Annotated in this window: 20 protein-coding genes, 1 tRNA gene and 1 other RNA gene; 11 read left to right on the top strand and 11 right to left on the bottom strand. The window is 72.6% G+C overall.

Annotated elements, in window-relative coordinates:
* Positions 1-27: 27 nt before the first annotated feature.
* Positions 28-112 (bottom strand) — tRNA-Ser (locus D1781_RS16145).
* A gap of 76 nt (positions 113-188) precedes the next feature.
* On the opposite strand from D1781_RS16145, the gene ffs reads away from it, so the two are divergent.
* Both ffs and D1781_RS16135 read left to right on the top strand, forming a co-directional pair.
* An RNA gene (ffs, locus tag D1781_RS16140) (signal recognition particle sRNA small type) lies at positions 189-285 on the top strand.
* 89 nt (positions 286-374) lie between these two features.
* Positions 375-989 (top strand): hypothetical protein, encoded by a 615-nt coding sequence (locus D1781_RS16135; protein ID WP_119483541.1) that lies wholly within the window; start codon positions 375-377, stop codon positions 987-989.
* Positions 990-993: 4 nt separating this feature from the next.
* Here the strand turns inward: D1781_RS16135 and D1781_RS16130 are convergent, their stop codons facing one another.
* The 4 genes from D1781_RS16130 to D1781_RS16115 all read right to left on the bottom strand — a co-directional run bounded on the left by D1781_RS16130 (position 994) and on the right by D1781_RS16115 (position 8,357).
* A complete protein-coding gene (locus tag D1781_RS16130) occupies positions 994-2,262 on the bottom strand; it encodes a saccharopine dehydrogenase family protein (protein WP_119483540.1) in 1,269 nt (422 codons plus the stop codon).
* Between the two features lie 120 nt (positions 2,263-2,382).
* A complete protein-coding gene (locus D1781_RS16125) occupies positions 2,383-4,449 on the bottom strand; it encodes an ArnT family glycosyltransferase (RefSeq protein WP_119483539.1) in 2,067 nt (688 codons plus the stop codon).
* A complete protein-coding gene (locus D1781_RS16120; RefSeq protein WP_119483740.1) occupies positions 4,446-5,696 on the bottom strand; it encodes a bifunctional glycosyltransferase family 2/GtrA family protein in 1,251 nt (416 codons plus the stop codon). Before D1781_RS16120 ends, D1781_RS16125 begins: the two co-directional genes overlap by 4 nt.
* A gap of 807 nt (positions 5,697-6,503) precedes the next feature.
* Complete coding sequence (locus D1781_RS16115; RefSeq protein WP_119483538.1) at positions 6,504-8,357, bottom strand: ABC transporter ATP-binding protein; 1,854 nt, start codon at positions 8,355-8,357, stop codon at positions 6,504-6,506.
* Positions 8,358-8,466: 109 nt separating this feature from the next.
* Here D1781_RS16115 and D1781_RS17650 point away from each other — a divergent pair, with 109 nt between their 5' ends.
* The gene (locus D1781_RS17650) at positions 8,467-9,054 is read left to right on the top strand and encodes a hypothetical protein (RefSeq protein ID WP_158590140.1); all 588 of its coding nucleotides are present in this window, start codon (positions 8,467-8,469) and stop codon (positions 9,052-9,054) included.
* A gap of 27 nt (positions 9,055-9,081) precedes the next feature.
* On the opposite strand, the gene D1781_RS16105 is transcribed toward D1781_RS17650, so the two are convergent.
* The gene (locus D1781_RS16105) at positions 9,082-9,843 is read right to left on the bottom strand and encodes a phosphotransferase (protein ID WP_147392125.1); all 762 of its coding nucleotides are present in this window, start codon (positions 9,841-9,843) and stop codon (positions 9,082-9,084) included.
* Entirely contained in the window at positions 9,822-11,486 is a 1,665-nt protein-coding gene (locus D1781_RS16100) for a glycoside hydrolase family 13 protein (protein ID WP_119483535.1), read from the bottom strand. The genes D1781_RS16105 and D1781_RS16100 overlap by 22 nt, the downstream gene beginning before the upstream one ends.
* A 57-nt stretch (positions 11,487-11,543) precedes the next feature.
* On the opposite strand from D1781_RS16100, the gene D1781_RS16095 reads away from it, so the two are divergent.
* From D1781_RS16095 to D1781_RS16070, 6 genes are all read left to right on the top strand, one after another.
* On the top strand, positions 11,544-12,311 hold the full coding sequence (locus tag D1781_RS16095; protein WP_119483534.1) for a hypothetical protein: 768 nt from the start codon (positions 11,544-11,546) through the stop codon (positions 12,309-12,311).
* A 137-nt stretch (positions 12,312-12,448) separates the two neighbouring features.
* Positions 12,449-13,729 carry an ABC transporter substrate-binding protein gene (locus D1781_RS16090; protein ID WP_233551488.1) on the top strand — a complete coding sequence of 427 codons (1,281 nt, stop codon included), beginning with the start codon at positions 12,449-12,451 and terminating at the stop codon, positions 13,727-13,729.
* Between the two features lie 79 nt (positions 13,730-13,808).
* A complete protein-coding gene (locus tag D1781_RS16085; RefSeq protein WP_119483533.1) occupies positions 13,809-14,846 on the top strand; it encodes a carbohydrate ABC transporter permease in 1,038 nt (345 codons plus the stop codon).
* Positions 14,843-15,760, top strand: a complete 918-nt coding sequence (locus D1781_RS16080; RefSeq protein WP_119483532.1) for a carbohydrate ABC transporter permease — start codon at positions 14,843-14,845, stop codon at positions 15,758-15,760. The genes D1781_RS16085 and D1781_RS16080 overlap by 4 nt, the downstream gene beginning before the upstream one ends.
* Positions 15,760-16,002, top strand: coding sequence for a hypothetical protein (locus tag D1781_RS16075; RefSeq protein WP_119483531.1), 243 nt, complete (start codon positions 15,760-15,762; stop codon positions 16,000-16,002). The genes D1781_RS16080 and D1781_RS16075 overlap by 1 nt, the downstream gene beginning before the upstream one ends.
* 23 nt (positions 16,003-16,025) lie before the next feature.
* Positions 16,026-17,036 carry a LacI family DNA-binding transcriptional regulator gene (locus D1781_RS16070; protein WP_119483530.1) on the top strand — a complete coding sequence of 337 codons (1,011 nt, stop codon included), beginning with the start codon at positions 16,026-16,028 and terminating at the stop codon, positions 17,034-17,036.
* 16 nt (positions 17,037-17,052) lie between these two features.
* Here D1781_RS16070 and D1781_RS16065 read toward each other — a convergent pair whose 3' ends face one another.
* The 4 genes from D1781_RS16065 to D1781_RS16050 all read right to left on the bottom strand — a co-directional run bounded on the left by D1781_RS16065 (position 17,053) and on the right by D1781_RS16050 (position 19,757).
* Positions 17,053-17,502, bottom strand: coding sequence for a hypothetical protein (locus D1781_RS16065; protein WP_119483529.1), 450 nt, complete (start codon positions 17,500-17,502; stop codon positions 17,053-17,055).
* Between the two features lie 100 nt (positions 17,503-17,602).
* A complete protein-coding gene (gene rplL, locus D1781_RS16060) occupies positions 17,603-17,989 on the bottom strand; it encodes a 50S ribosomal protein L7/L12 (RefSeq protein WP_119483528.1) in 387 nt (128 codons plus the stop codon).
* 47 nt (positions 17,990-18,036) lie between these two features.
* Complete coding sequence (rplJ, locus tag D1781_RS16055) at positions 18,037-18,552, bottom strand: 50S ribosomal protein L10 (protein WP_119483527.1); 516 nt, start codon at positions 18,550-18,552, stop codon at positions 18,037-18,039.
* A 290-nt stretch (positions 18,553-18,842) separates the two neighbouring features.
* Positions 18,843-19,757: a DUF2382 domain-containing protein gene (locus D1781_RS16050; protein ID WP_119483526.1), complete on the bottom strand. Its 915-nt coding sequence runs from the start codon at positions 19,755-19,757 to the stop codon at positions 18,843-18,845.
* 188 nt (positions 19,758-19,945) lie between these two features.
* On the opposite strand from D1781_RS16050, the gene D1781_RS16045 reads away from it, so the two are divergent.
* The gene (locus D1781_RS16045) at positions 19,946-20,488 is read left to right on the top strand and encodes an NUDIX domain-containing protein (protein ID WP_119483525.1); all 543 of its coding nucleotides are present in this window, start codon (positions 19,946-19,948) and stop codon (positions 20,486-20,488) included.
* A 76-nt stretch (positions 20,489-20,564) separates the two neighbouring features.
* Complete coding sequence (locus tag D1781_RS16040) at positions 20,565-21,911, top strand: TrkH family potassium uptake protein (RefSeq protein WP_119483524.1); 1,347 nt, start codon at positions 20,565-20,567, stop codon at positions 21,909-21,911.
* Positions 21,912-21,921 lie beyond the last annotated feature (10 nt).

The following is a 21,921-nucleotide window of genomic DNA, read 5'->3' as shown; positions in this document are numbered from 1 at the left end:
TCTTGGTCAGGGGCGGAACGCCTACTGCGGAGGATGGGGGATTCGAACCCCCGAGGCTGTTACACCAACACGCTTTCCAAGCGTGCGCCATAGGCCACTAGGCGAATCCTCCTGAGCCGTGCCGGAGCACGGAGCCGCGGAGCATCCTACCGGCACGACGGACCGCTCCGCCGTCGCGTACACTTCGAGACGGCTCCCCGCGTGGCGCCATCCAGGCCAACTCCCCCAGGGCGGAGACGCAGCAAGGGCAACCGGGCTCTGGCGGGTGCGCGGGGGGTCCTTCTTCGTTCCGGAGCCGTTCGGCCCGGCTGCGCTCGGCCGCCCCGCCGTCTGGGGACTGCTCGCCGCCGCGTCGTCCCCGTACGGTGCTGGGCATGACGACGGCCACCGCGGATCGGACCCTGCGCCCGCTCCGGCACCTCGCCTGGCGCACGACGGCGGCCGGCAACATCGCGCTCGTCGTCCCCGGCGCCGCCGTGGCGGTCGTGCTGGCGATCGGCGAGGGCCGCCCCGTCGTGGCCGGCGTCGTCGCGCTCGCCGCCCTGGTCGTCGCGGGCTTCGTGATCCTGCCGGCGCTGCGGATCCGGACGACGCTCGAGGCCGACGGCATCACGACGCACTGGAAGCAGCGCATCGGCCCCCTCCGCGTGCCGCGGTCGGCCGTGCGCCGAGCGGTGATCCGCACGATCTACAACGGCGACGGCGTCACCACGAACCGGCACCTGTTCCTGCTCGACGCGACCGACCGCACCGTCTACCGGATGAACGACCGCTGGTGGACCGACGAGCAGCTGCTCCGGGTCGCGCACCACTTCGACGTGCCGCTCGACTCGCAGAGCCAGCCCGTGCACCTGGCGGAGATCCGGCGCACGGCGCGGCAGCAGCTCAACTGGGCGGAGCGGCACCGCTGGTCGGCGACGTTCCTGCTCGTGGTGATCGCGTTCCTGCTCTGCCTCGCCTTCGCCGCCCTGACCGCCGGCGCGCTCTGACGCGTCAGCGCTCGGACAGCCCCCACGGCTGCCCGTAGCCGCCCTCGGCGACCGGAGCCGCCATCAGGTCCAGGTAGGGCTTCGCGTCGAACGCCTCCGGCCCGAGCACGCCGGTCCCGCTCCACTCGCCGCGGGCGAGCAGCTCGAGGGCGATCACGGGGTTGAGGGCCGTCTGCCACACCACGCACTGGCTCTCGTAGTCGCGCATCGTTTCCGCGTTGTCCGACACGTGGTACAGGTACACGGCTCGCGGCTCGCCGTCCTTGCCGGTGCCGGTGACGTAGGTGCCCGCGCACGTCTTGCCCTCCATCCGCGGCCCGAGGGTCGCGGGGTCCGGCAGCGCCGCGGCGACCACGTCGCGGGGCGCGACCTCGACCGGGCCGCCCGCGCTGCGCACCCGGATCGGCACGGTGGAGGCGAGGCCCAGGTCGCGCAGGGTCCGCAGGACGCCGATGAACTCGGCGCCCAGGCCGTACTTGAAGGTGACGCGCTTCGCGTCGAGCCAGCGCGGCATGAGGAGCACCTCCTCGTGCTCGACGTTCACGCACTCGACCGGGCCGATGCCCTCGGGGAAGTCGAACACCTCCGGCTCGCTGAACGGCGCCGTCGTCGTCCAGCCGCTGTCCCGCTCCCAGATCACGGGCGGGTTGAGGCACTCCTCGAGCGTGGTCCAGATGCTGAAGGAGGGGGCGAAGATCTCGTTCCCCTCGTCGTCGCGCACCACGAGGTTCGCGCCGTCGCGCACGCCGAGCTCGTCGACGGACGAGAAGAGGTGGTCCACGGCGTACCGGGCGAAGACGTCGCTGAGGCCCGGCTCGACGCCCATGCCGACGAGCGCGAGCCGCCCCTGCGACTCCCAGTCCCCCGCCTGCGCGAACTGGTCGTCCCCGAGCTTGACGCCCGTGGTGGAGAAGGGGTCGGTCGGGTGGGGCTCGGACAGGCTCATCGCCATGTCGAGGTAGTCCGCCTCCGCGGCGATCGCCCCGGCGAAGACCGACGGGACGAACTTCGGCTCGACCGCGTTCATCACGTGGGTGATGCGGTTCGCGCGGGCGACCGCCGCGACCGCGTCCGGGTCGGACGCGTCGATCCGAGTCGTCGCGAACCGCGATGCCACCTCGGCGCCGTGCCGCTCGGCGATCCAGGCGACGGTCCGCTCCGCGCGGGAGACGTCGTAGTCGCTCACGACCACCGCCTCGTAGAACGACCGGGTCGCGGCGATCTTCGCGATCGCGTCGCCCACTCCCCCGGCCCCGACGATGAGGATGCGCATGGAAGGGAACCGTAGCGGTTCCCCTCCCGCACGGTGCAGGACGACGGAGATCGCTCCGCTCGACGATCGGATCCGCAGCGGATCCGGGTCGAGCGGCGCGATCTCCGCCGTGCTGCCGGGTCAGGCCCCGGCGACCGCCGAGCCGGAGGTCAGGTCGTAGACCGTCACGCCGCCGATCGTCGTCGAGGTGAAGTTCGCCTCGACCCACGCGGCGATCTCGGAGGACGCGCTGGAGCCGCCGTTCGACCGCCCGATGCCGCCGCCGCCGATGAACCAGTGCACCTTCCCGTCCACCACGTACTGCTCGAACTCGGCGAGGGTCGGCGACGGGTCGCTGCCGTTGAAGCCGCCGAGCGGCATCACGGCCTCGCCGGACGCGAGCTGGTAGCTCGCGGCGTTCTGCGACCCGACCGCGGCCGCCGCCCAGGTGTAGTCGGAGGCGTTCGACTGCAGCGCCCGGACGAGCGCCGACGCGACCGTGGTGTCGCCCCCGAGCAGCCCGCCGGCGCCCCCGCGCATGCCGCCGGCGAAGCCCTGGGTCGTGGCGCCGAAGCCGCCTTGCGGGGGCTGGAAGCCCTGCGCGCCCTGGCCGCCGAACCCGCGGAACGTGCCCTGGCCGAAGCCCTGCCGCATGCCGCCGCCGAACCCGCCGCGACCGCCGAAGCCGGCCGCGACCGCCGGGCCCGCGGTCGGCAGCGAGCCGGTGTGCGCGGTGAGGGTCGTGTTCACCGACCAGGCGAGGGGCGCGGCGAGCGCCGCGACGAGCGCGGCCGCGACCGCGATCGGGGTGAAGGCACGGAGGACGGGCAGCGCGATCAGCGCCACGGCGGCGAGCACGCCCGCCATGACCACGACGACGCGGAGCCACGGCAGGAAGCTCGACGCCTGCGCCATGAGCACGACCGACCACCAGGTCGTGCCGAGCACGACGACCGCGGCGATGATCCGCGCCCAGAGGGCGCCGCGGCGCTGCCAGAGCAGCCACCCGCCGGCGCCGACGAGGCCGCCGATGGCCGGCGCGAGGGCGACCGAGTAGTAGGGGTGGATGATGCCGGCGCCGAAGCTGAAGGCGAGGCCGGTGACCACGAGCGTGCCGCCGAGCAGCAGGACCGCGACGCGCGCCCCGTCGACCCGGGGGCGGCGCCACAGCACCACGACGCCGACGACGAGGAGGGCGAGCGCGGCGGGCAGCAGCCACGCGATCTGCGTGCCGAACTCGCCGGAGAACAGCCGGCCGATGCCGGTCTCGCCCCACATGCCGCCGCCGGCGTTGCCGCCGCCGCCCGTGACCGAACCGGTCTCGTTCCCGGTCAGCCGGCCGAGGCCGTTGTAGCCGAAGGTGAGCTCCAGGAAACTGTCGTCCTGCGACCCGCCGATGTACGGCCGCGTGCCCGCGGGCACCAGGGTCACGACCGCGACCCACCAGCCGGCGGAGACGACGAGCACGCCGAGCGCACCGAACAGGTGCGCGAAGCGGGTGCCGAGGCGGCGCGGGGAGGCGTAGAGGTACACGCCGACGAGGACCGGCAGGATCAGGAACGCCTGCAGCTGCTTCGTCAGGAACGCGAAGCCGATCGCGACGCCCGCCCACAGCACCCAGCGCACGCGCCCGTCCTCGATCCCGCGCATCGTCAGGTACGTCGCGAGGGTGACGAGCAGCACGAGCAGCGCGTCCGGGTTGTTGAACCGGAACATCAGCGTCGCGACCGGGGTGAGCGCGGTGACGGCTCCGGCGATCAGGCCGGCCTGCGGCGAGAGGTGGCGCCGGACGATCGCACAGACGAGCGCGACGGTCAGCACGCCCATGATCGCCTCGGGCAGCAGGATGCTGAACGACGAGAGCCCGAAGAGCCGCACCGACAGCGCCATCACCCACAGGGAGGCGGGCGGCTTGTCGACGGTGATCGAGTTGCCGGCGTCGGAGGAGCCGTAGAGGAACGCCTCCCAGTTCGAGGCGCCGGCCTGCACCGCCGCCGAGTAGAACGCGTTGGCCCAGCCGTTCGCCGACAGGTTCCAGACGTAGAGCACGGCGGTCAGCGCGAGCAGCCCGAGGAAGGCGGGCCGCACCCACGCGGCGTCGGCCGCGCGGCCGCGCCACAGGGCGAGCAGGAGCGCGCGGGCGCGGGCGCTGCGCGGCGATCGGACGGCGCGCGCGGTCGCGGGCGGCGTGCTGGCGGTCGAGGTCACTGGACGAGCTCCTTCGTGGTGGTCGGTTCCGGCGCGCCGCGGCGGGCCGGGGTCTCGGGGGCGACGCGGCGGGAGCGGAACACCCAGCCGCGGAGGAGGACGAAGCGAACGACGGTCGCGACGAGGTTCGCGCCGGTGAGCACGAGGATCTCGGCGAGCGGGGACGCGTGCGGGGTGGTCGAGTGCAGCGCGAGCAGCGATCCCGACGTGATGCACCAGGCGATCCCGAAGACCACGAGGCCCTGCAGCTGGTGGCGCACGACGCCGAGCCGGTCCGTGACGCCGAACGTGAACCAGCGGTTCGCCCAGGTGTTGCCGATCGCGGTGGCGAGGAGGGCGAGGAAGTTGGCCGCCTGCCCGCCGAACAGCGGCCGCAGCAGCAGGTAGAGCAGCGCGTAGGCGAGCGTGGACGCCCCGCCGACGGCGCAGAAGCGGATCACCTGGCTGCCGAAGCTGGGCCGCGCGGCCGGCGCGAGCGGGCGCCGGCCCAGCTCCTCCGCGATCGCCTCGACCGGGATGCGGTGGCGGGTCAGGTCGGCGAACAGGCGGGCCATGCCCATCAGGTCGTCCTTGGCCGTGCGGACGATGTCGACGCGGCTGTCGGGGTCGTCCTGCCAGTCGACGGGCACCTCGTGGATGCGCAGGCCGCTCCGTTCGGCGAGCACGAGCAGCTCGGTGTCGAAGAACCAGGAGTCGTCGCGGACGAGGGGCAGCAGCCGGTCGGCCGCGGGCTTCGTGATGGCCTTGAACCCGCACTGGGCGTCGGAGAAGGAGGCGGACAGCACGGTCCGCACGAGGCCGTTGTAGGAGCGGGAGATGAGCTCGCGCTTCGTGCCGCGGACCACGCGGCTGCTTCGGCTGAGGCGGGTCCCGATCGCCACGTCCGAGTGGCCGGAGAGCAGCGGCGCGATCAGCGGCGACAGCCCGGCGAGGTCGGTCGAGAGGTCGACGTCGAGGTAGGCGAGCACGCGGGCCTCCGACGCGCCCCACGTCGTGCGGAGCGCGAGGCCCCGGCCCTTCTGCTCGAGGTGCGTGGCGACCACGTCGGGGAGGCTCTCCGCCAGCCCCTCCGCGACCTCGGAGGTCGCGTCGGTGCTCGCGTTGTCGACGATCGTGATGCGCCAGGAGACGGGCAGGTGCTCGGTGAGGTAGGCGTGAAGGCGCCACACGCTCTCCTGGAGCACGTGCGCCTCGTTGTGGACGGGCACGACGAGCTCCACGTCGAGGTCCGGTTCGCGTTCAGGCATGCGGAGGAGGTTCGGCGCCACCCCTTTCGGCTTCCTATGACGCCTCGATGAGCGCTCGACGACACCGCAAGAAACCGTTGAGAACGCACCACGACGTGGGGTCGCACCTCCGCGCGTCCGTCGGTCGAGGCCTCTCCGCCCGCGAGGTGCTTTCGGCACGGGCGCGGAGCGCCCGGCTCAACCACCGGGTTCCGCCGCCCGAGGTAGGAGAGCAGCGCGCCTCGAGGCCGCCCTCCCCCGTTGGTCGAGGTGCGAGCGCAGCGAGCCTCGAGACCACCCCGCACTGGTCAGGCGGACAGGTTCACCGGCGGCACCGGACCGCCCGGCCGACGCCTACCCCTGAGATCGACATGCGGTGGTGGGGTCCACCACCATCTCCCGTCCTCCCGCGCGACCTGCCATCCGTGCTCGTCGTGGAGTCGATGTCATCGCCAGCAGAGCAGTATCCCGTTCTCGATCGACGTCGAGCCGTATCCCGCTGGATCGATGTGGACGGCGTCGCACCCCGGTTCATACCCATCCGAGCACGCGGCACCGACACGGCATCCCGTTCTCGGCCAGAACTTTTCCGCTCAGCGGGACGGCGTGTCCTCGTGCGGGGAAAGCGGACGAGTGCGGTCGAAACGGACCGACTTGCTCCGGATTCCTGCCGCTTCGAGGACCTCAGAGCGGCACGAATCCGGAGCAGGTTCGAGGCAGTGGTCTCGAGGCTCGCTGCGCGCGCACCTCGACCGACGGGGTGGGTGCGGGGTGGCGCCGGGTCGACGAGCCCGGCACGAGGCGTCGAGCGGGCGGGGAAACGTCGCATCAGGCGGGCTGGATCTCCGCGTCCTCCGCCTCCTGCTCGGCCGCGAGCCGGGCGTAGAGGCCGCCGAGGCGGACGAGCTCGTGGTGCGTGCCGCGCTCGACGATGCGGCCCGCGTCGACGACGAGGATCTCGTCCGCGTCGACGATCGTCGAGAGCCGGTGCGCGATCGCGATCGTGGTCCTGCCCGCTGCCGCGGTGTCGAGGGCCTCCTGCACCACCCGCTCGGACACGGAGTCGAGCGCGCTCGTCGCCTCGTCGAGCACGACGACGGGCGGGTTCTTCAGCAGCACACGGGCGATCGCGATGCGCTGCTTCTCCCCGCCGGACAGGCGGTACCCGCGCTCCCCCACCACCGTGTCGTAGCCGTCGGGGAACCGCTCGATCGTGTCGTGCAGGTTCGCGGCCGCCGCGGCGGCCCGGATCTCCTCGTCGGTCGCGTCGGGCTTCGCGTACTTGAGGTTGTCGCGGATCGTCGCGTGGAAGAGGTAGGTCTCCTGGCTCACGATGCCGATCGAGCCGAGCAGCGACTCCTGCTGCAGGTCCTTCACGTCCACGCCGGCGAAACGCACCGAGCCGGAGGTCGCATCCCACAGCCGCGGCACGAGGTACCCGATGGTCGTCTTACCCGCACCGGACGGGCCGACGAGCGCGACGGAGGCGCCGGGCTCGACGGTGAATGTCACGTCCTCGAGGATCCGCACCGGCTCCTGACCCGGGCCGCCCGGGTAGGCGAAGCCGACGTGGTCGAACTCGACGGAGCCGAGGCGGGCGTCGCGCGGCACGGGGCGCGCGTCGGCGCGGTCCGTGATCGCGGGGCGGAGGTCGAGGTACTCGAAGATCCGCGCGAACAGCGCCGAGGACGTCTGCAGGTCGAGCGCGACGCGGAGCAGGCCCATCAGCGGCCACGTCAGCCGCGCCTGCACGGTGGTGAAGGCGACGATCGTGCCGGCGGTGATGTCGCCGCCGTTCGCCAGCAGCAGGCCGGAGACCAGGTAGACGAGCGCGGGCACGATGAGGAGGAAGACCTGCACCGTCGCGAAGAAGCCTTGCCCGGTCATCTCCTGCCGGATCTGCAGCTTCAGCTGGCGCGTGCTCTCGGCCGTGTACCGGTCGGTCTCGTGCCGCTGCCGGGTGAAGGCCTTCGCGAGCAGGATGCCGGAGACGCTCAGCGCCTCCTGCGTGATGGCGGACAGCTCGGAGAGCGACTCCTGCGTCTGCGTCGCGATGCGCGCGCGGCGCTGACCGACGCTGCGCTGCACCACCGCCAACAGGGGCAGCAGCACGATCGCGACGAGGGCGAGCTGCCAGCTCAGCAGGAACATCGCGACGAAGGCCGCGATGACCGTGACCGTGTTGCCGACCACCGAGGACACGGTGTTCGACAGCACGTTCGCAACGCCGCCGACGTCGTTCGCGAGCCGAGACTGGATCACACCGGTGCGCGTGCGGGTGAAGAAGCCGAGCTCCATCTGCTGCAGGCGCGAGAAGAGGCGCTCGCGGAGGGAGGCGGTCACGCCGTTCCCGATCGTCGCGGTCAGGTAGGTCTGCCAGACGCCGAGCAGCTGCGAGACGAGCCAGACGAGCACCATCGCGCCGACGATCTCGGCGAGGCGCTCCAGGTTCGGGCCCCCGCGCGGGAACAGGCCCTGGTCGAACGCCTGCTCGGTGAGCAGCGGCGGCAGCACCGTGAGGCCCGCGGTGATCAGGACCAGCACGATGGTGAGCGCCAGCGGCCGCCGGTAGGGCTGGAACAGGTCGCGGATCCGCCGGCCGAAGTCAGGGATGCGCGGCGCCTTCTCGTTCTCCGCGCGGAGGGCGTCGGCGTCCTGCCGGGATGCTCGGACCGCCCTCATGCTCACCGGTGAAGGGTAAGCGGCCTCGGAGGACGACCCATGTCGTGTTCTCGGACCGCGATCAGACGGGCATCGGGCGGCTCGCAGGCTCCGCTCCTACGGTCCGGCCATGACCGACAGCACTCCCACGTCGTCCTCCGGCACCGGCGCCGCCGACGACTCCCGCCTCACCGTCGAGGACACGGGCTCGACGACCGATCCGGCCGACCTCGCGCGCGACGGCTCAGCCGACCGCGGCGCCTCGAGCGGCGCCCCGGCCACCGCGGTCGCCGCGGGCGGCTCGCACGCCGTGCGGCCCGGGTCCGACGACGCCGACCGCACCGGCGACGCGGACCACAACGACCACGACCACAGCGACCATCTCGGGAACGACCACCACCACGGCCACGAGGGTCACGACCACGACCACGACCACGACCACGACCACGACCACGACCACGACCACGACCACGACCACGACCACGACCACGACCACGACCACGCGAGCACCGGCACCGGCGGGGCAGACGGCCTCTCGGCGCTCCAGGGCGACGACATCGGTCACGTGTTCGACCAGACCAACGGCGTGATCGACGGGCTCGAGGGCGACTCCGACGGCACCGCCGCCAGCGACGACGCGAGCCGTGCCGAGCGCGCGGACGAGAACAGCACGCTCGACGGCCGCGACGGCTACGTCACCGAGCGCGACGACCGCTGAGGCAGTACATGCCGCTCGGGTGATGCGTCAGCCGACGCCGTGCAGCACCGCGTCCAGCGCGGCGCGGTGGTGCACGGCGTCGCCGACGTACAGCGCCGCGTGGTCGGGCAGCCCGCGGGCGGCGGCGTGCTCGGCGAGGTCGTCGAGCAGCGGTCCGACCGCGCCTGCGATCGCGCCCGGCTCGACGTCGCCGTAGGCGCCCGCGAGCAGCCGGAGGCGTCGTCCCCGCTCCTGGATCGGCGTCGGCCGGCCGTCCTCGTTGCCCGGCGCGGTGAGCGGCACGAGCCGGTAGGCGAGGTGCGCGAGGTCCCGCACCCGCGGCCCCGGCGCCGCCTGGTCGAGGTCGATGACCCCGGTGATCGCGTCGCGGTCGAGCACGAGGTTGTGGGGCGCGAAGTCGTTCACCGCGATCACCTCGACGGGCTCGCGGACCGGCTGCTGCCAGACGGCGTCGTCCGGTGCGAAGCCGACCGACGCGTCGTGGAGACGGCGCAGCACCGCGGCCGCCTGCGCGAGGAACGCGTCGCTCCAGACCGGCTCGGGCAGCGGGTAGGCGGGCACCGCGCCCGGCAGGAACGCGAGCACCTCTCGGCCCTGCTCGTCGAACCCGAACGGCTCGGGCACGAGGTCGACGCCGTGCGACCGGAGGTGCCGCAGGTACGCGTGGACCGTCGGCGTCCACGGCCCCGCCACGCGGTGCACCCGGTCGCCGAAGCGGACCGGCGCGTTGCTGTTGCCGCCCTCGAGCGGGACGCCCTCCATCGCCGCTACGCCGGGTCGCGCAGCCACGCCGTCGCGTCGGCGGGCAGCACCCGGCCCGCGCCGATCGGCGCGCTCGACAGCAGCACCTCCCCCGGCGGCAGCTCCGCAGGGGCCCCGAACGCGGTGATGCAGCGCCAGCCGCCGTCGCGCTCGAACTCGATCACGCCCTCGCGCCCGTCGACGAAGCGCACGCCCTCGCCGGCGAGCAGCCCGGCGCGGACCGCGAGCGCCTCGCGGTACCGGTTCAGCACGGACGCCGGGTCCGCGTCCTCGACCGCCACCGCGTAGCGGCCGAACCAGGCGGGCTGCGGCAGGTGCGCGCCGCCGGCGCCGAAGCCGAACGACGGGCCGTCCGCGGTCCAGGGCAGCGGCACGCGCGCCCCGTCCCGGCCCTTCTCGACGTGTCCCGTGCGCTCCCAGATCGGGTCCTCGAGCGCCTCCGGCTGCAGGTCGGCGACCTCGGGCAGCGCGAGCTCCTCCCCCTGGTACAGGTAGGCCGAGCCGGGCAGCGCCAGCAGCAGGAGCGAGCCGGCGAGCGCCCGGGCTGCGCCGCGCTCGCGGTCCTCGACCGGCGACGTGCCCTGCGACAGCAGCCAGGCGTTCAGGTCGGTGCCGGCGGGCAGGCCGAAGCGGCTCGCGTGCCGGACGATGTCGTGGTTCGACAGCACCCACGTCGAGGAGGCGCCGGCCGCGCGGGCGCGCTCGAGCGCCACCTCGATCGACCGGCGGAAGGCCGCCGCGTCCCAGGGCTCGAGCACGAGGTCGAACTCGAACGTCTGCCCCAGCTCGTCCGGCCGCGCGTAGAGCGGCAGGCGGGACGGGGCCGCCCACGCCTCGGCGACGGCGGAGCGGGGCGGGTCGTACTCGTCCATGACCTTCCGCCAGCCGCGGAAGATCTCGTGCACCTCGTCCCGGTCGAACAGGACGTCCGTGCCGTCGTCCTTCAGCACGTCGCGGGCGATCCGCGGGTAGCTCGGCAGCGGCTCGGTGAGGTCCTTGGCCAGCGCGTGGGCGACGTCGACGCGGAAGCCGTCGACGCCCCGGTCGGCCCAGAAGCGGAGGATGCCGTGGAACTCCTCCCGCACCTCCGGGTTGCTCCAGTCGAAGTCGGGCTGCTCCGGCGCGAAGAGGTGCAGGTACCACTGCCCGCCCCGTCCTGAGCCGCTCGAAGGGTCGGGCACCCGGGTCCATGCGGACCCGCCGAAGTGGCTCACCCAGTCGGACGGGGGCAGCTCGCCGTGCTCGCCGAGCCCGTCGCGGAACACGTACCGCGCCCGCTCCGGCGAGCCGGGTGCGGCGGCGAGGGCCGCCTGGAACCACGCGTGCCCGGAGCCGGAGTGGTTCGGCACGATGTCGACGACGATCCGGATCCCCTCCGCGTGCAGGGCGGCGACGAGCTCGTCGAACTGCGCGAGCGTGCCGATGCGGGGGTCGACGTCGCGGTAGTCGTCGACGTCGTAGCCGCCGTCCGCGAGGGCGGAGGGGTAGAAGGGGCTCAGCCAGACGGCGTCGATCCCGAGCCGCGCGAGGTACGGCACGCGGTCGATCAGCCCGGCGAGGTCGCCGATGCCGTCGCCGTTCCCGTCGGCGAAGCTCCGCGGGTACACCTGGTAGACGACGGCGGTGCGCCACCAGTCGGCATCGGTCAGGTCTCGGGTCCGCGTCGACACGAGGCAGCACTGTAGGGCTGGAAGCGCTTCCAGGCATCGGCGCGCCAGGATGACCGCGTGCCCTCCGACCGGGAGCGGGTCGACGCCGACCCCCAGCTGCTGGCAGCCGTGCGCGCCGGGTACGACGGCGACGCGGACGTGCTCGACGTGCTCTGGTGGCTCGAGCACCCGGGCGAGCCGACCCCGGCAGGCCGCGAGGACCCGGCGGTGGACCTCGAGCGGCGTCGGCGCGCGCTCTACCGGCCGGGCGCGCCCGTCGACGGCGCGGACCGGGTCGCTGCGGCGGAGCGGGCGGCGCAGCGCGACGCGGAGTCGGCCCGTCGAGCCGTGGCCGCGGCGCTCGCCGCGCACCGGCCGACGAGCCGCGCCCGGGAGGCCGCGCGGTCCCACCCCCGCCGGCTGCTCGCGGCGGTCGGCGTCGCGGGCCTGCTCGTCGGCTCCGTGGTCGGCGCGCTGGTGGCGCGCCCGCCCGGGCGGCCCGCCGCGCTCGCCGTGCTCGACCGCGCGCAGCGCGCCGACGACCGGCCGCCGTCCTCGGCCCCGCTGCCCGACGGGATCGCGCCCTCGAGCCTGCGCCTGCTCGGCTCGTCCTCCGCGAGCGGCACCGAGGTCTTCGCGGCCCGGGCGCGGGACGGGCGCGTCTGCCTCGTCGCCGTCGTGCTCGCCCTCGAGTTCCACAGCACCTGCACGACGGAGTCCGCCTTCGCGCTGGACGGCCTGCGGCTCGCCTACGACGCGCGGGTCGACCCCGCCGACCTCTCCGGCGCGGTGCGGATCCAGGAGATCACCGCCACCTGGTCCCCCGGCGGCGCAGTGCGGTTCTGACCCGCCGGTAACCGATCGGTCACGACCGATGTAAACGCTTGCAACTTCCAGCCGCCCTCTCCTACAGTCCCCGGACGAGGCACTTCGCGTGCCCTCCCGATGCACCACGTGCAGCACACGACTCGATGAGGAGTTCAATGAAGAAGGCGATGCGCGCCACGGCCGCAACCGTGACGCTTCTGCTCGGAGGGCTCGGTCTCGCGGCCTGCTCGAGCTCGACCACCACGACGCCGGGCGGCACCAGCTCGACCATCGCGAAGAGCGAGTACGGCCCGATCACGGTCGTCCAGGGCAAGGACAACAACGGCGTGCTGCCCAAGTACGCGGCCATGTGGAACGAGAAGCACCCGGACCAGAAGGTCACCTACAAGGAGCAGTCGGACCAGGCCGACCAGCAGCTGCAGGACCTCCTGCAGAACTTCCAGCAGAAGCTGACCGACTACGACGTGGTCTCGACCGACGTCGTGTGGACGCAGCAGCTGGCGTCGCAGGGCTACCTGCAGCCGCTGACCGGGGCCTACAAGCTCGACGAGTCCGGCGTCATCCCCGCCGTGCTGAACACCGCGAAGTACCGCGGCATCCAGTACGCGGCGCCGTCGTCGACGGACTCGCAGATCCTCTACTACCGCAAGGACTGGCTGGGCGACCGGCCCGTGCCGAAGACGTACGAGGAGATGTTCAAGCTCTGCGACATCGCGAAGTCGAAGGGCGCGGGCTGCTACTCCGGCCAGTACGCGAAGTACGAGGGCCTCACCGTGAACTTCTCCGAGGCCGTCAACTCGGCGGGCGGCACCGTCGTGAACGACAAGGGCGAGCCCACGCTCGACACCCCCGAGGCGAAGCAGGGCCTGCAGACCCTGGTCGACGCCTTCAAGGACGGCGACATCCCGAAGGCCGCGATCACCTACCAGGAGGAGCCGGGCCGGCAGGCCTTCGAGGCCGGGAAGCTGATGTTCTACACGAACTGGCCGTACCAGTACTCGCTCACCACGACGGGCGACCAGTCCTTCGCGAAGAAGAACCCCGACGCCCTCGGCATCGCCGGCTTCCCCGGCAAGTCGAGCCTCGGCGGCCACAACTGGGCCATCAGCCAGTTCTCGAAGCACAAGGGCACCGCGCTCGAGTTCCTGAAGTGGTACCAGTCGGAGGAGATCCAGAAGTTCGGCGTCGAGAACGCCTCGAGCGCGCCGGTGCTCTCGAGCGTCTACGAGGACCAGGACCTCGCGAAGAAGTTCCCCTACCTGCCGACGCTGAAGGACTCGCTCGACAACGCGGTCCCGCGGCCGGGGTCGCCGTACTACCAGGCGGTCTCGACGGCGATCCAGAACAACGCCTACGCGGCGCTGCAGGGGTCGAAGTCGGTGGACCAGGCGCTGACCGACATGTCGACGGCCATCAAGCAGGCCAGCGGCAGCTGATCCCAGCCCACCATCGAGGGGGTCCGGCTCGCGGGCCGGGCCCCCTCGTTCTGCTCGGTCGACATTCAAGGGAGCATGGATGACTACAGCAACACCTCCGGCACCGCCCCGTCCGAAGGACGTGACGGAGGCCGGGCGGGCCAGCCTCGAGGCCAACCGCCGCCGCATCACCCGCACCAGCTACGCGCTGCTCGCCCCGACGATCGTGGTCATGGCCGTGATCGTCGGCTACCCGATCGTCCTCTCGGTGATCAACTCGTTCCAGGCGGACGCCCGCCTGGACCCCGCGACCGGCTTCTTCGTCACGGGCGGGTTCACCGGTCTCACCAACTACGCGCACTGGCTCCTGCAGCAGTGCTCGACCCCCGCCGGCACCGCCGCGTGCGCGCAGGGCAACCTGGGCGCCAGCTTCTGGACGGCGACGTTCAACACCTTCTTCTTCACGGTGATCACCGTCGCGCTCGAGACCGTCATCGGCCTCTGGATGGCGATCATCATGAACCGCAACTTCCGGTTCCGCGGCCTGCTCCGCGCCGCGGTCCTCGTGCCGTGGGCGATCCCGACGGCCGTCACCGCGAAGCTGTTCCTGTTCATCTTCGCGACCGCCGGCATCATCAACGCGCTGCTCGGCATCGAGGTCATCTGGGGCGCCGACCTGTGGGCCTCCCGGTTCGCGATCATCATCGCCGACACGTGGAAGACCACGCCGTTCATGGCGCTGCTGATCCTCGCGGGCCTGCAGCTGATCCCGGAGGACACCTACGAGGCCGCCCGCATGGACGGCGCGACGACGGTGCAGCAGTTCTTCCGGATCACGCTGCCGCTGCTGCGCCCCGCGCTCGTGGTCGCGGTGCTGTTCCGCACGCTCGACGCGCTCCGCATGTACGACCTGCCCGCGATCCTCACGGGCGGCGGCGGCGGCCGAGGCGACGCGACGACGACGCTGTCGATCCTCGTCGTCCGCGAGATCCAGAACACCGCGGTCAACTCCGCCGCGGCGCTCTCCACGATCACCTTCCTGATCGTGTTCGGCGTCGCGTTCCTCTTCATCCGCGTGCTCGGCGCCAACCTCACCGGCGGCGAGAAGAAGTCCAAGAAGGTCGCAGGCGTCCGATGACCACCGTCGCAGGTCCCACCACCGCCGCCGCGGAACGGCCCGTCTTCGACGACCGCGCCGCCTCTCGCGTCCGCGCCCGCCGGCGGCGCGCGGCGGGCAGCTCGGTCCGCACCGGCATCCAGGCGGCCCTGATCGTCATCTGGTGCCTCCTGCCCGCGTACTGGATGCTCATCACCGGCTTCCGGCGCTCGGACACCGTCTACGAGACCACGCTGCTGCCCACGACGCCGACGTTCGACAACTTCATCCAGGCGTTCAACCCGGCCCGCAACCAGCTCGGCCGCGCGCTGCTGAACAGCTTCGGCATCGGCGTGCTCGTCACCGTGATCGCGCTGGTCGTCGGCGTCTCGGCGGCCTACGCGATCGCGCGGCTCAACTTCCCCGGCAAGGGCCTCATCATGGGCGCCGTCCTCGGCGCCTCGATGTTCCCCGGCGTCGCGCTGCTGACCCCGCTGTTCAGCCTGTTCACGCAGCTGAACTGGCAGGGCAGCTACCAGTCGCTGATCATCCCCTACATCGCAGGGGCCCTGCCGCTGACGGTGTGGACGCTGAACTCGTTCTTCCGCGAGATGCCGTGGGAGCTCGAGGAGGCGGCCCGCATCGACGGCTGCACCGCGGCGCAGGCCTTCCGGATCGTGATCCTCCCGCTGGCGGCGCCCGCGGTGTTCACGACCGCGATCCTCGCCTTCATCGGCAGCTGGAACGAGTACCTGCTGGCGAGCGTGCTCTCGAACACGCAGACGCAGACCGTCACGGTCGCGATCGGCAACTTCGTCGGCAGCCAGCCGCGCGAGATCCCCTACGCCACGACGATGGCGGCCGGCTCGGTCGTCACCATCCCGCTCATCATCCTGGTGCTGATCTTCCAGCGCCGCATCGTCGCGGGCCTCACCGCGGGCGGTGTGAAGGGCTGATGGACGGCAGGAGGCGGCGGTCGATCAAGGAGGGCTTCGACCTCGGCGTCGGGTTCTTCGGGTTCTTCACCGCCGCCTTCTGCGTGATCACGCTCGTGTACGAGATCCTGCGGCAGGATGCGCTCGGGTGGGCGCTCGGGACCCTGGTGCTCGGCCTCGTCACGGCGGCGATCTGGTGGTCGCGTCAGGCGGTGCTGCGCCGGATGGACCGCGCCGTCTCGGAGATCGAGCAGGACCGCTAGCGAGGAGGCGTCAGGAGGTGCCGATGACCAGCATCCACGACGTCGCGCGCCGCACCGGCGTCTCGATCGCGACGGTGTCCCGGGCGCTGCGGGGGCTGCCGAACGTCTCCCCCCGCACCCGCGAGCTCGTGCAGGCGGCCGCCGCCGAGCTCGGGTACGTCCCCTCCCCCTCCGCGTCGGGGCTGTCGGGCGGACGCCACCGCGCGGTCGCCCTGGTGATCCCCTCGACGGGCCGCTGGTTCTACAACCGGGTCGTCGAGGGCGCCGACAGCGTGCTGCGCGGCGAGGGGTTCGACACGTTCCTCGTCATCCTCGCCGCGACGATGCGGAACCGGCAGGACCTGTTCCGCAACGCGCTGCTGCGGAAGCGCTCCGACGCGGTGATCGCGCTCGGCATCGACTTCACCGTGGCCGAGAAGGAGGAGCTGCGAGATCTCGAGATGCCGGCCGCGGTCGTCGGCTCGGCGGTCCCCGGCGTGCACAGCGTCGGCGTGGACGACGCGGCGGCGGCGACGGCGGCCGTCGAGCACCTGCTCGGGCTCGGCCACCGCCGCATCGGCCACATCGGGGGCGAGACCGCCTACGGCATGGACCGCAGCGTCGGCGAGGACCGGTCGACGGCCTGGCGGGAGGCGCTCGAGCGGCACGGGATCGCCCCGCACCCGTCGTGGCACGGCCTCGGGCAGTTCCTCATGCCGCCGGCGAAGGCCGCGACGACGCGGATGCTGCACGGGGAGGAGCCGCCGACGGCGATCTTCGCCGGGTCGGACGAGATGGCCTTCGGCGTGCTGGTCGCCGCCGCCGAGCTCGGCCTCCGGGTGCCCGAGGACCTCTCCGTGATCGGCATCGACGACCACGACTGGAGCGAGTCCTACGGGCTCACGACGATCCGGCAGGACCCGTACGAGCAGGGCAGGACCGCCGCGCGCACCGTGCTCGACGCGCTCGCCGGGGTGGAGTCGCCGATCCTCACGCGCCGATCGGGCTTCGAGCTCGTGCTGCGGCGCAGCACCGGGCCGCTCCCCCGCGGCTGAGGCAGGTCGGCCTCCGTCAGCGCGGGGCGCGCTCGCGCTCGACGCGCTGCAGCCACTCCGTGACCGGTCGGCGGAAGGCCAGCACGTCCGCGACGGCGAGCACGACGGCGACGAGCAGCCCCTGCAGGTTGAGCGGCACCACCGCGAGCACCGTCAGCAGCAGCAGCCAGACGCGCGCGCGACGGTGCCCCGCGCGCAGCCGCAGACCGGTCCAGACCAGCAGCGCGACGTAGACGACCGCGATCGCCAGGGCGACCAGCGCCACGACCAGCAGGGTCTGCTCGAGCGACGCCGCGGAGACGCGGCGCGCGGCCGCCGCCTGCTGCTCCCGGTCGACCGTCGGGTTCACCTGGAACAGGATCAGCACGGCGAACGCGAGGACGCAGACGCCCGCCGTGACGACGAGGCCGAACGCCGCGTCGACGAGCCGCGGACGATCGGCGACGGCGCCGGGCTCGCTCGACATGGTGCTCCTTCCGGGGCGGGAACCGCGACTGTAGCGCGGGAGACGACGAAGGGCGCCGCCCCCGGTCGGGAGCGACGCCCTTCGCGTCGTGAAGACGGTCCTACTTGAGGGTCACCGTGGCGCCGGCGGCCTCGAGCTGGGCCTTGGCCTTGTCGGCGGTCTCCTTGTTCGCGCCCTCGAGCACGGGCTTCGGGGCGCCGTCGACCAGCGCCTTCGCCTCGCCGAGGCCGAGGGAGGTCAGCGCGCGGACCTCCTTGATGACCTGGATCTTCTTGTCGCCGGCGGCCTCGAGGATGACGTCGAACGAGTCCTTCTCCTCGACCTCCTCGGCGGGGGCGGCGGCGCCGCCACCGGCAGCCGCGACCGCGACGGGCGCGGCGGCGGTGACCTCGAAGACCTCTTCGAACTTCTTGACGAACTCGGAGAGCTCGATGAGCGAGAGCTCCTTGAAGCCCTCGATGAGCTCGTCGGTGCTGAGCTTGGCCATGGTGGCCTCCTTCTGAACTAGGGGTTGTTGGGGTTCCTGGACGGCCGTCAGGCCGCCTGCTCCTGCTTGTCGCGCAGCGCGTCGACCGTCCGGACGGCCTTCGACAGCGGCGCGTTGACCACGTACGCGGCCCTCGTGAGCGTCGCCTTCATGGCGCCGGCGGCCTTGGCCAGCAGCACCTCACGGCTCTCGAGGTCGGCGAGGCGGTTCACCTCGTCGGCGGAGAGCGGCGCTCCGTCGAAGTAGCCGCTCTTCACGACGAGGAGGGGGTTCGCCTTGCTGAAGTCACGCAGCGCCTTCGCGACGGCGACGGTGTCGCCGTGCACGAACGCGATCGCGGACGGACCGGCGAGCTCGTCGTCGAACGACGAGATGCCGGCGTTGTTCGCCGCGATCTTGGTCAGCGTGTTCTTCACCACGGAGAACGTCGCGTGCTCACGGATCTGCGTGCGCAGCTGCTTCAGCTGCGCCACCGTGAGACCGCGGTACTCGGTCAGCAGAGCGGCGTTCGAGCTGCGGAAACCCTCCGTCAGCTCGGCGACCGTCGCGTCCTTCGTCACCATGCGTCTCCTCCCGTCTTCTCAGACCGAATGACCCGACGCGGGACAAAGCAAAAGCCCCGGGCGCAGGAGGCCGCGGGGCTCCGTCGCGCTCGGCGCGACGGTCTTCCAGGTTCCCTGCGCAGGTCGCCGGGCTGGGCCCGGGCCTTCGGTCCCTGCTGGGCAGGGACGACCGGCGGTCTTCGGTTCGGGATCAGTGTACCCGACGTCGGGACGACTCGGCGCACCCGCCCGGACGCGCGGAAGCGGGGACCCGGCACGAGCCGGATCCCCGCTTCCGGGGCGGACGAGGGTCAGCGGGCGGTGCGGCCCGTGCCGTCGTCGTCGGTGGTGATCTCCTCGTGGCGGACGTCCTCGGTGACCTGCTGCTGGTCGGTCACCGTCTCCTTGTCGAGCCGCACGCGCTCGACCGGCACGGTCTCCTTCTGGACGACCGGGCGCTCCTCGGTCAGGACGACCTCGTGCTCCTCGTCGGAGAGGTCCGGGCCGTCGAAGGCGGCGCCGCGGTTCGCGTCCGTGATCGGCTCGCGCTCGATGCGGACCTCCTCGTGCTGCACCGGCACGTTCACGGTCTGCTGGTCGGTCACGACGTACTTGCGCAGGCGCGCACGGCCCGTCTCGACCTTCTGGGTGCCGACGTTCAGGCGCTCCTCCGATCGCGTCATCGCGTCGTCGGTGGTGGGGCCGGAGGTGTCGTGGCCGACGGTGCCGCGGTCGGTCGTCGAGTCGTAGCCGGCCTCGCGGTCCGCGCCGGAGCCGGCGTTCCCGACGGTGCCCTCGCCGCCGCCCGCCGCGGTGTAGCGGTCGCGGTCCGACGCGATCGGGTCGTCGACGACCGATCCCCCCGTCGTGCCGCGGTCGCGCAGGCCGCCGTCATCGGTGGAGCCGGACGTCCCGTGGCCCATGCCGTAGTAGTCGTAGAGGCGCTCCTGCTCCTGGGGCGACAGCTCCGCGTCGGGGTCGACCCGCGGGGCGTCCTTGACCCGGTCCTTCGAGAACGCGAGGTGGAGGGCGTTCTGGTCCCAGTCGGCGCCTTCGAGCGGGACGAGCGACTCGGACGTGCCGAAGAGGCCGGACTTGACGCTGACCCAGACGGGCCGGTTCGCGTCCTGGTCGATGTACACCTGGCCGACCTTGCCGATGCGGTCGTTGTCGGGGCCGACGGCCTCGGACCCGATGATGGCGTCGATGTCCTGGGTGGCGATCATGGTTCTCCCTTCTCGGCACCGGCTCACGACCGGTGCGATCCAACGCTGCGGGCCCGGCCTGGAACGCCGGTGGCCGTCCCCTGGACGGGGGGTCGGTCCGAGCGGTGAACACGCCCGCGTCCACCTGGGTGCGAGCCGACGCGTGCACGGAACGACGAGGTCGGGCGCCGGACGGGGAGGATGAGCGCATGGCCTGGCCCGTCACCGCGTCCCGCACCGTCTACGAGAACCGGTGGATCCGGGTCGACGAGGAGGACGTCGTGCAGCCGGACGGCGCTCCCGGCATCTACGGCGTCGTGACGCTGAAGAACGACGCGGTGTTCGTCGTGGCGGTCGACGACGAGGACCGGGTGCTCCTCGTCGAGGTCGACCGGCACACCGTGGGCCCCTCGCTCGAGGTGCCGGCCGGCGGGTCTGACGGCGAGGAGCCGCTCGTCGCCGCGCAGCGGGAGCTGCGCGAGGAGACGGGGTTCGCCGCCGGCGCCTGGACGCGCCTCGGCGGCATGACCGCGCTGAACGGGGTCTGCCGGGCACCGGAGCACGTGTTCCTCGCCCGCGACCTGCAGCCCGTCGCGTCCGCCGAGGCGGCGCAGCGCGAGGAGGGGATCCGGGCGCTGGTGCGGGTGCCGCTCGCCGAGGTCCCGGACCTCGTCGCGGCGGGGCGGCTCACCGACTCGGAGACGCTCGCGGCGCTGCTCATGGCGCTCACCGCCCTGCGCCGGTTCGCCTGACCCCGAGCCCCGGCCCTGGGCCGGTCGGCGGGAGCGGCGTCGGTAGGCTGCGGTCGCCTCGACGGAAGGAGAGGTCGTGCCCGTCCGCTCCGCAACGCCGCGCCGGTGGGGCCCGGCGACGACGGTGCTCATCGGGTACGCGGCCGCCGTCGGCTCCGGTTTCGCCCTCCTCTCGCTGCCCGTCGCGAAGGCCGGCCCGGGTGCGGCGGCACCGCTCGACGCGCTCTTCACGTCGATCTCGGCCGTCAGCGTCACCGGGCTCGTCACCGTCGGCACCGCGGAGCACTGGACCGTCTTCGGGCAGGCGGTGATCCTGCTGCTGGTGCAGGTCGGCGGCCTCGGGATCATGACCCTCGCCTCGCTGATCGGCCTCGCCGTCGCACGGAAGCTGTCGCTCGGCTCGAAGCTGACGACCTCGGCGGAGACGCAGGGCGTCGGCATCGCCGACGTCCGCCGGTTCATCACCGGCGCGATCGCGGTCTCGCTCGCCGTCGAGGCGATCGGGGCGCTGCTGCTCACGGCGTGGTTCGCCACGGCCGGCGGCTTCCCGCCCGCGCGGTCGCTCTGGTACGGCGTCTTCCACGCCGTGTCCGCGTTCAACAACGCCGGGTTCACGATCCTCCCGCGGGGCCTGATCCCGTTCGTGGGCGACCCCGTCGTGTGCCTCGTCCTCTCGGCGCTCGTGCTGATCGGGAGCCTCGGCTTCCCCGTGCTCGACGAGCTGCGCCGCTTCCCGCGGACGCCGCTGCGCTGGAGCATGAACACCCGCCTCGTCCTCTGGGGCACCGCGGTGCTGACCGTCACCGGCACGGTGTTCATCACCGCGGTGGAGTGGGCGCGCGCCGCCACCTTCGGCCCGCTCGACTGGCCGGTGAAGCTGCTGGCCGGGTTCTTCCAGGCGGCCCAGACCCGCAGCGGCGGCTTCGCGACCGTGGACGTGGGGCGGCTCGACGGCGCGACGCTGATCGTGATGGACGTGCTCATGTTCATCGGCGGCGGCCCGGCCGGCACCGCGGGCGGCATCAAGCTCACGACGTTCGGCGTCCTCTTCTTCATCCTCGTCGCCGAGATGCGCGGACGCACCGCCGTCAACGTGTTCGGCAAGCGGCTCTCCCGGGCGGTCCACCGCCAGGCGATCACGGTCTCCCTCGTCGCGGTCGGGGCGATCGTCGCGTCGACGATCGCGCTGGCCCTGCTCTCCGACGAGCCGGTCGACCGGCTCGCGTTCGAGGCGGTGTCCGCCTTCGCCACCGCGGGCCTGTCGACCGGGCTGACCGGGGACCTGCCGCCCGCCGCGCAGGGGCTGCTCCTGCTGCTGATGTTCGCGGGCCGGCTCGGGCCGATCCTGCTCGCCTCCGCGCTCGCGGTGCGGGTGCGACCCCTCACGTACGAGTTCCCGAAGGAGAGGCCGATCATTGGCTAGGGACGACGGC

Origin of the sequence: Amnibacterium setariae (genome assembly GCF_003581425.1) — a bacterium.
GTDB lineage: Bacteria > Actinomycetota > Actinomycetes > Actinomycetales > Microbacteriaceae > Amnibacterium > Amnibacterium setariae.
This window is presented reverse-complemented; position numbering and strand designations above follow the sequence as displayed.

Bases quoted from the DNA above. Each gene is read 5' to 3' on its own strand.
- D1781_RS16115 (WP_119483538.1), bottom strand. From the start codon at position 8,357: ATGAGGGCGGTCCGAGCATCCCGGCAGGACGCCGACGCCCTCCGCGCG.
- rplJ (WP_119483527.1), bottom strand. From the start codon at position 18,552: ATGGTGACGAAGGACGCGACGGTCGCCGAGCTGACGGAGGGTTTCCGC.
- D1781_RS16130 (WP_119483540.1), bottom strand. From the start codon at position 2,262: ATGCGCATCCTCATCGTCGGGGCCGGGGGAGTGGGCGACGCGATCGCG.
- D1781_RS16075 (WP_119483531.1), top strand. From the start codon at position 15,760: ATGGACGGCAGGAGGCGGCGGTCGATCAAGGAGGGCTTCGACCTCGGC.
- D1781_RS16050 (WP_119483526.1), bottom strand. From the start codon at position 19,757: ATGATCGCCACCCAGGACATCGACGCCATCATCGGGTCCGAGGCCGTC.
- D1781_RS16065 (WP_119483529.1), bottom strand. From the start codon at position 17,502: ATGTCGAGCGAGCCCGGCGCCGTCGCCGATCGTCCGCGGCTCGTCGAC.
- D1781_RS16120 (WP_119483740.1), bottom strand. From the start codon at position 5,696: ATGCCTGAACGCGAACCGGACCTCGACGTGGAGCTCGTCGTGCCCGTC.
- D1781_RS16045 (WP_119483525.1), top strand. From the start codon at position 19,946: ATGGCCTGGCCCGTCACCGCGTCCCGCACCGTCTACGAGAACCGGTGG.
- D1781_RS17650 (WP_158590140.1), top strand. From the start codon at position 8,467: ATGACCGACAGCACTCCCACGTCGTCCTCCGGCACCGGCGCCGCCGAC.
- D1781_RS16135 (WP_119483541.1), top strand. From the start codon at position 375: ATGACGACGGCCACCGCGGATCGGACCCTGCGCCCGCTCCGGCACCTC.
- D1781_RS16080 (WP_119483532.1), top strand. From the start codon at position 14,843: ATGACCACCGTCGCAGGTCCCACCACCGCCGCCGCGGAACGGCCCGTC.
- D1781_RS16090 (WP_233551488.1), top strand. From the start codon at position 12,449: ATGAAGAAGGCGATGCGCGCCACGGCCGCAACCGTGACGCTTCTGCTC.
- D1781_RS16070 (WP_119483530.1), top strand. From the start codon at position 16,026: ATGACCAGCATCCACGACGTCGCGCGCCGCACCGGCGTCTCGATCGCG.
- D1781_RS16085 (WP_119483533.1), top strand. From the start codon at position 13,809: ATGACTACAGCAACACCTCCGGCACCGCCCCGTCCGAAGGACGTGACG.
- rplL (WP_119483528.1), bottom strand. From the start codon at position 17,989: ATGGCCAAGCTCAGCACCGACGAGCTCATCGAGGGCTTCAAGGAGCTC.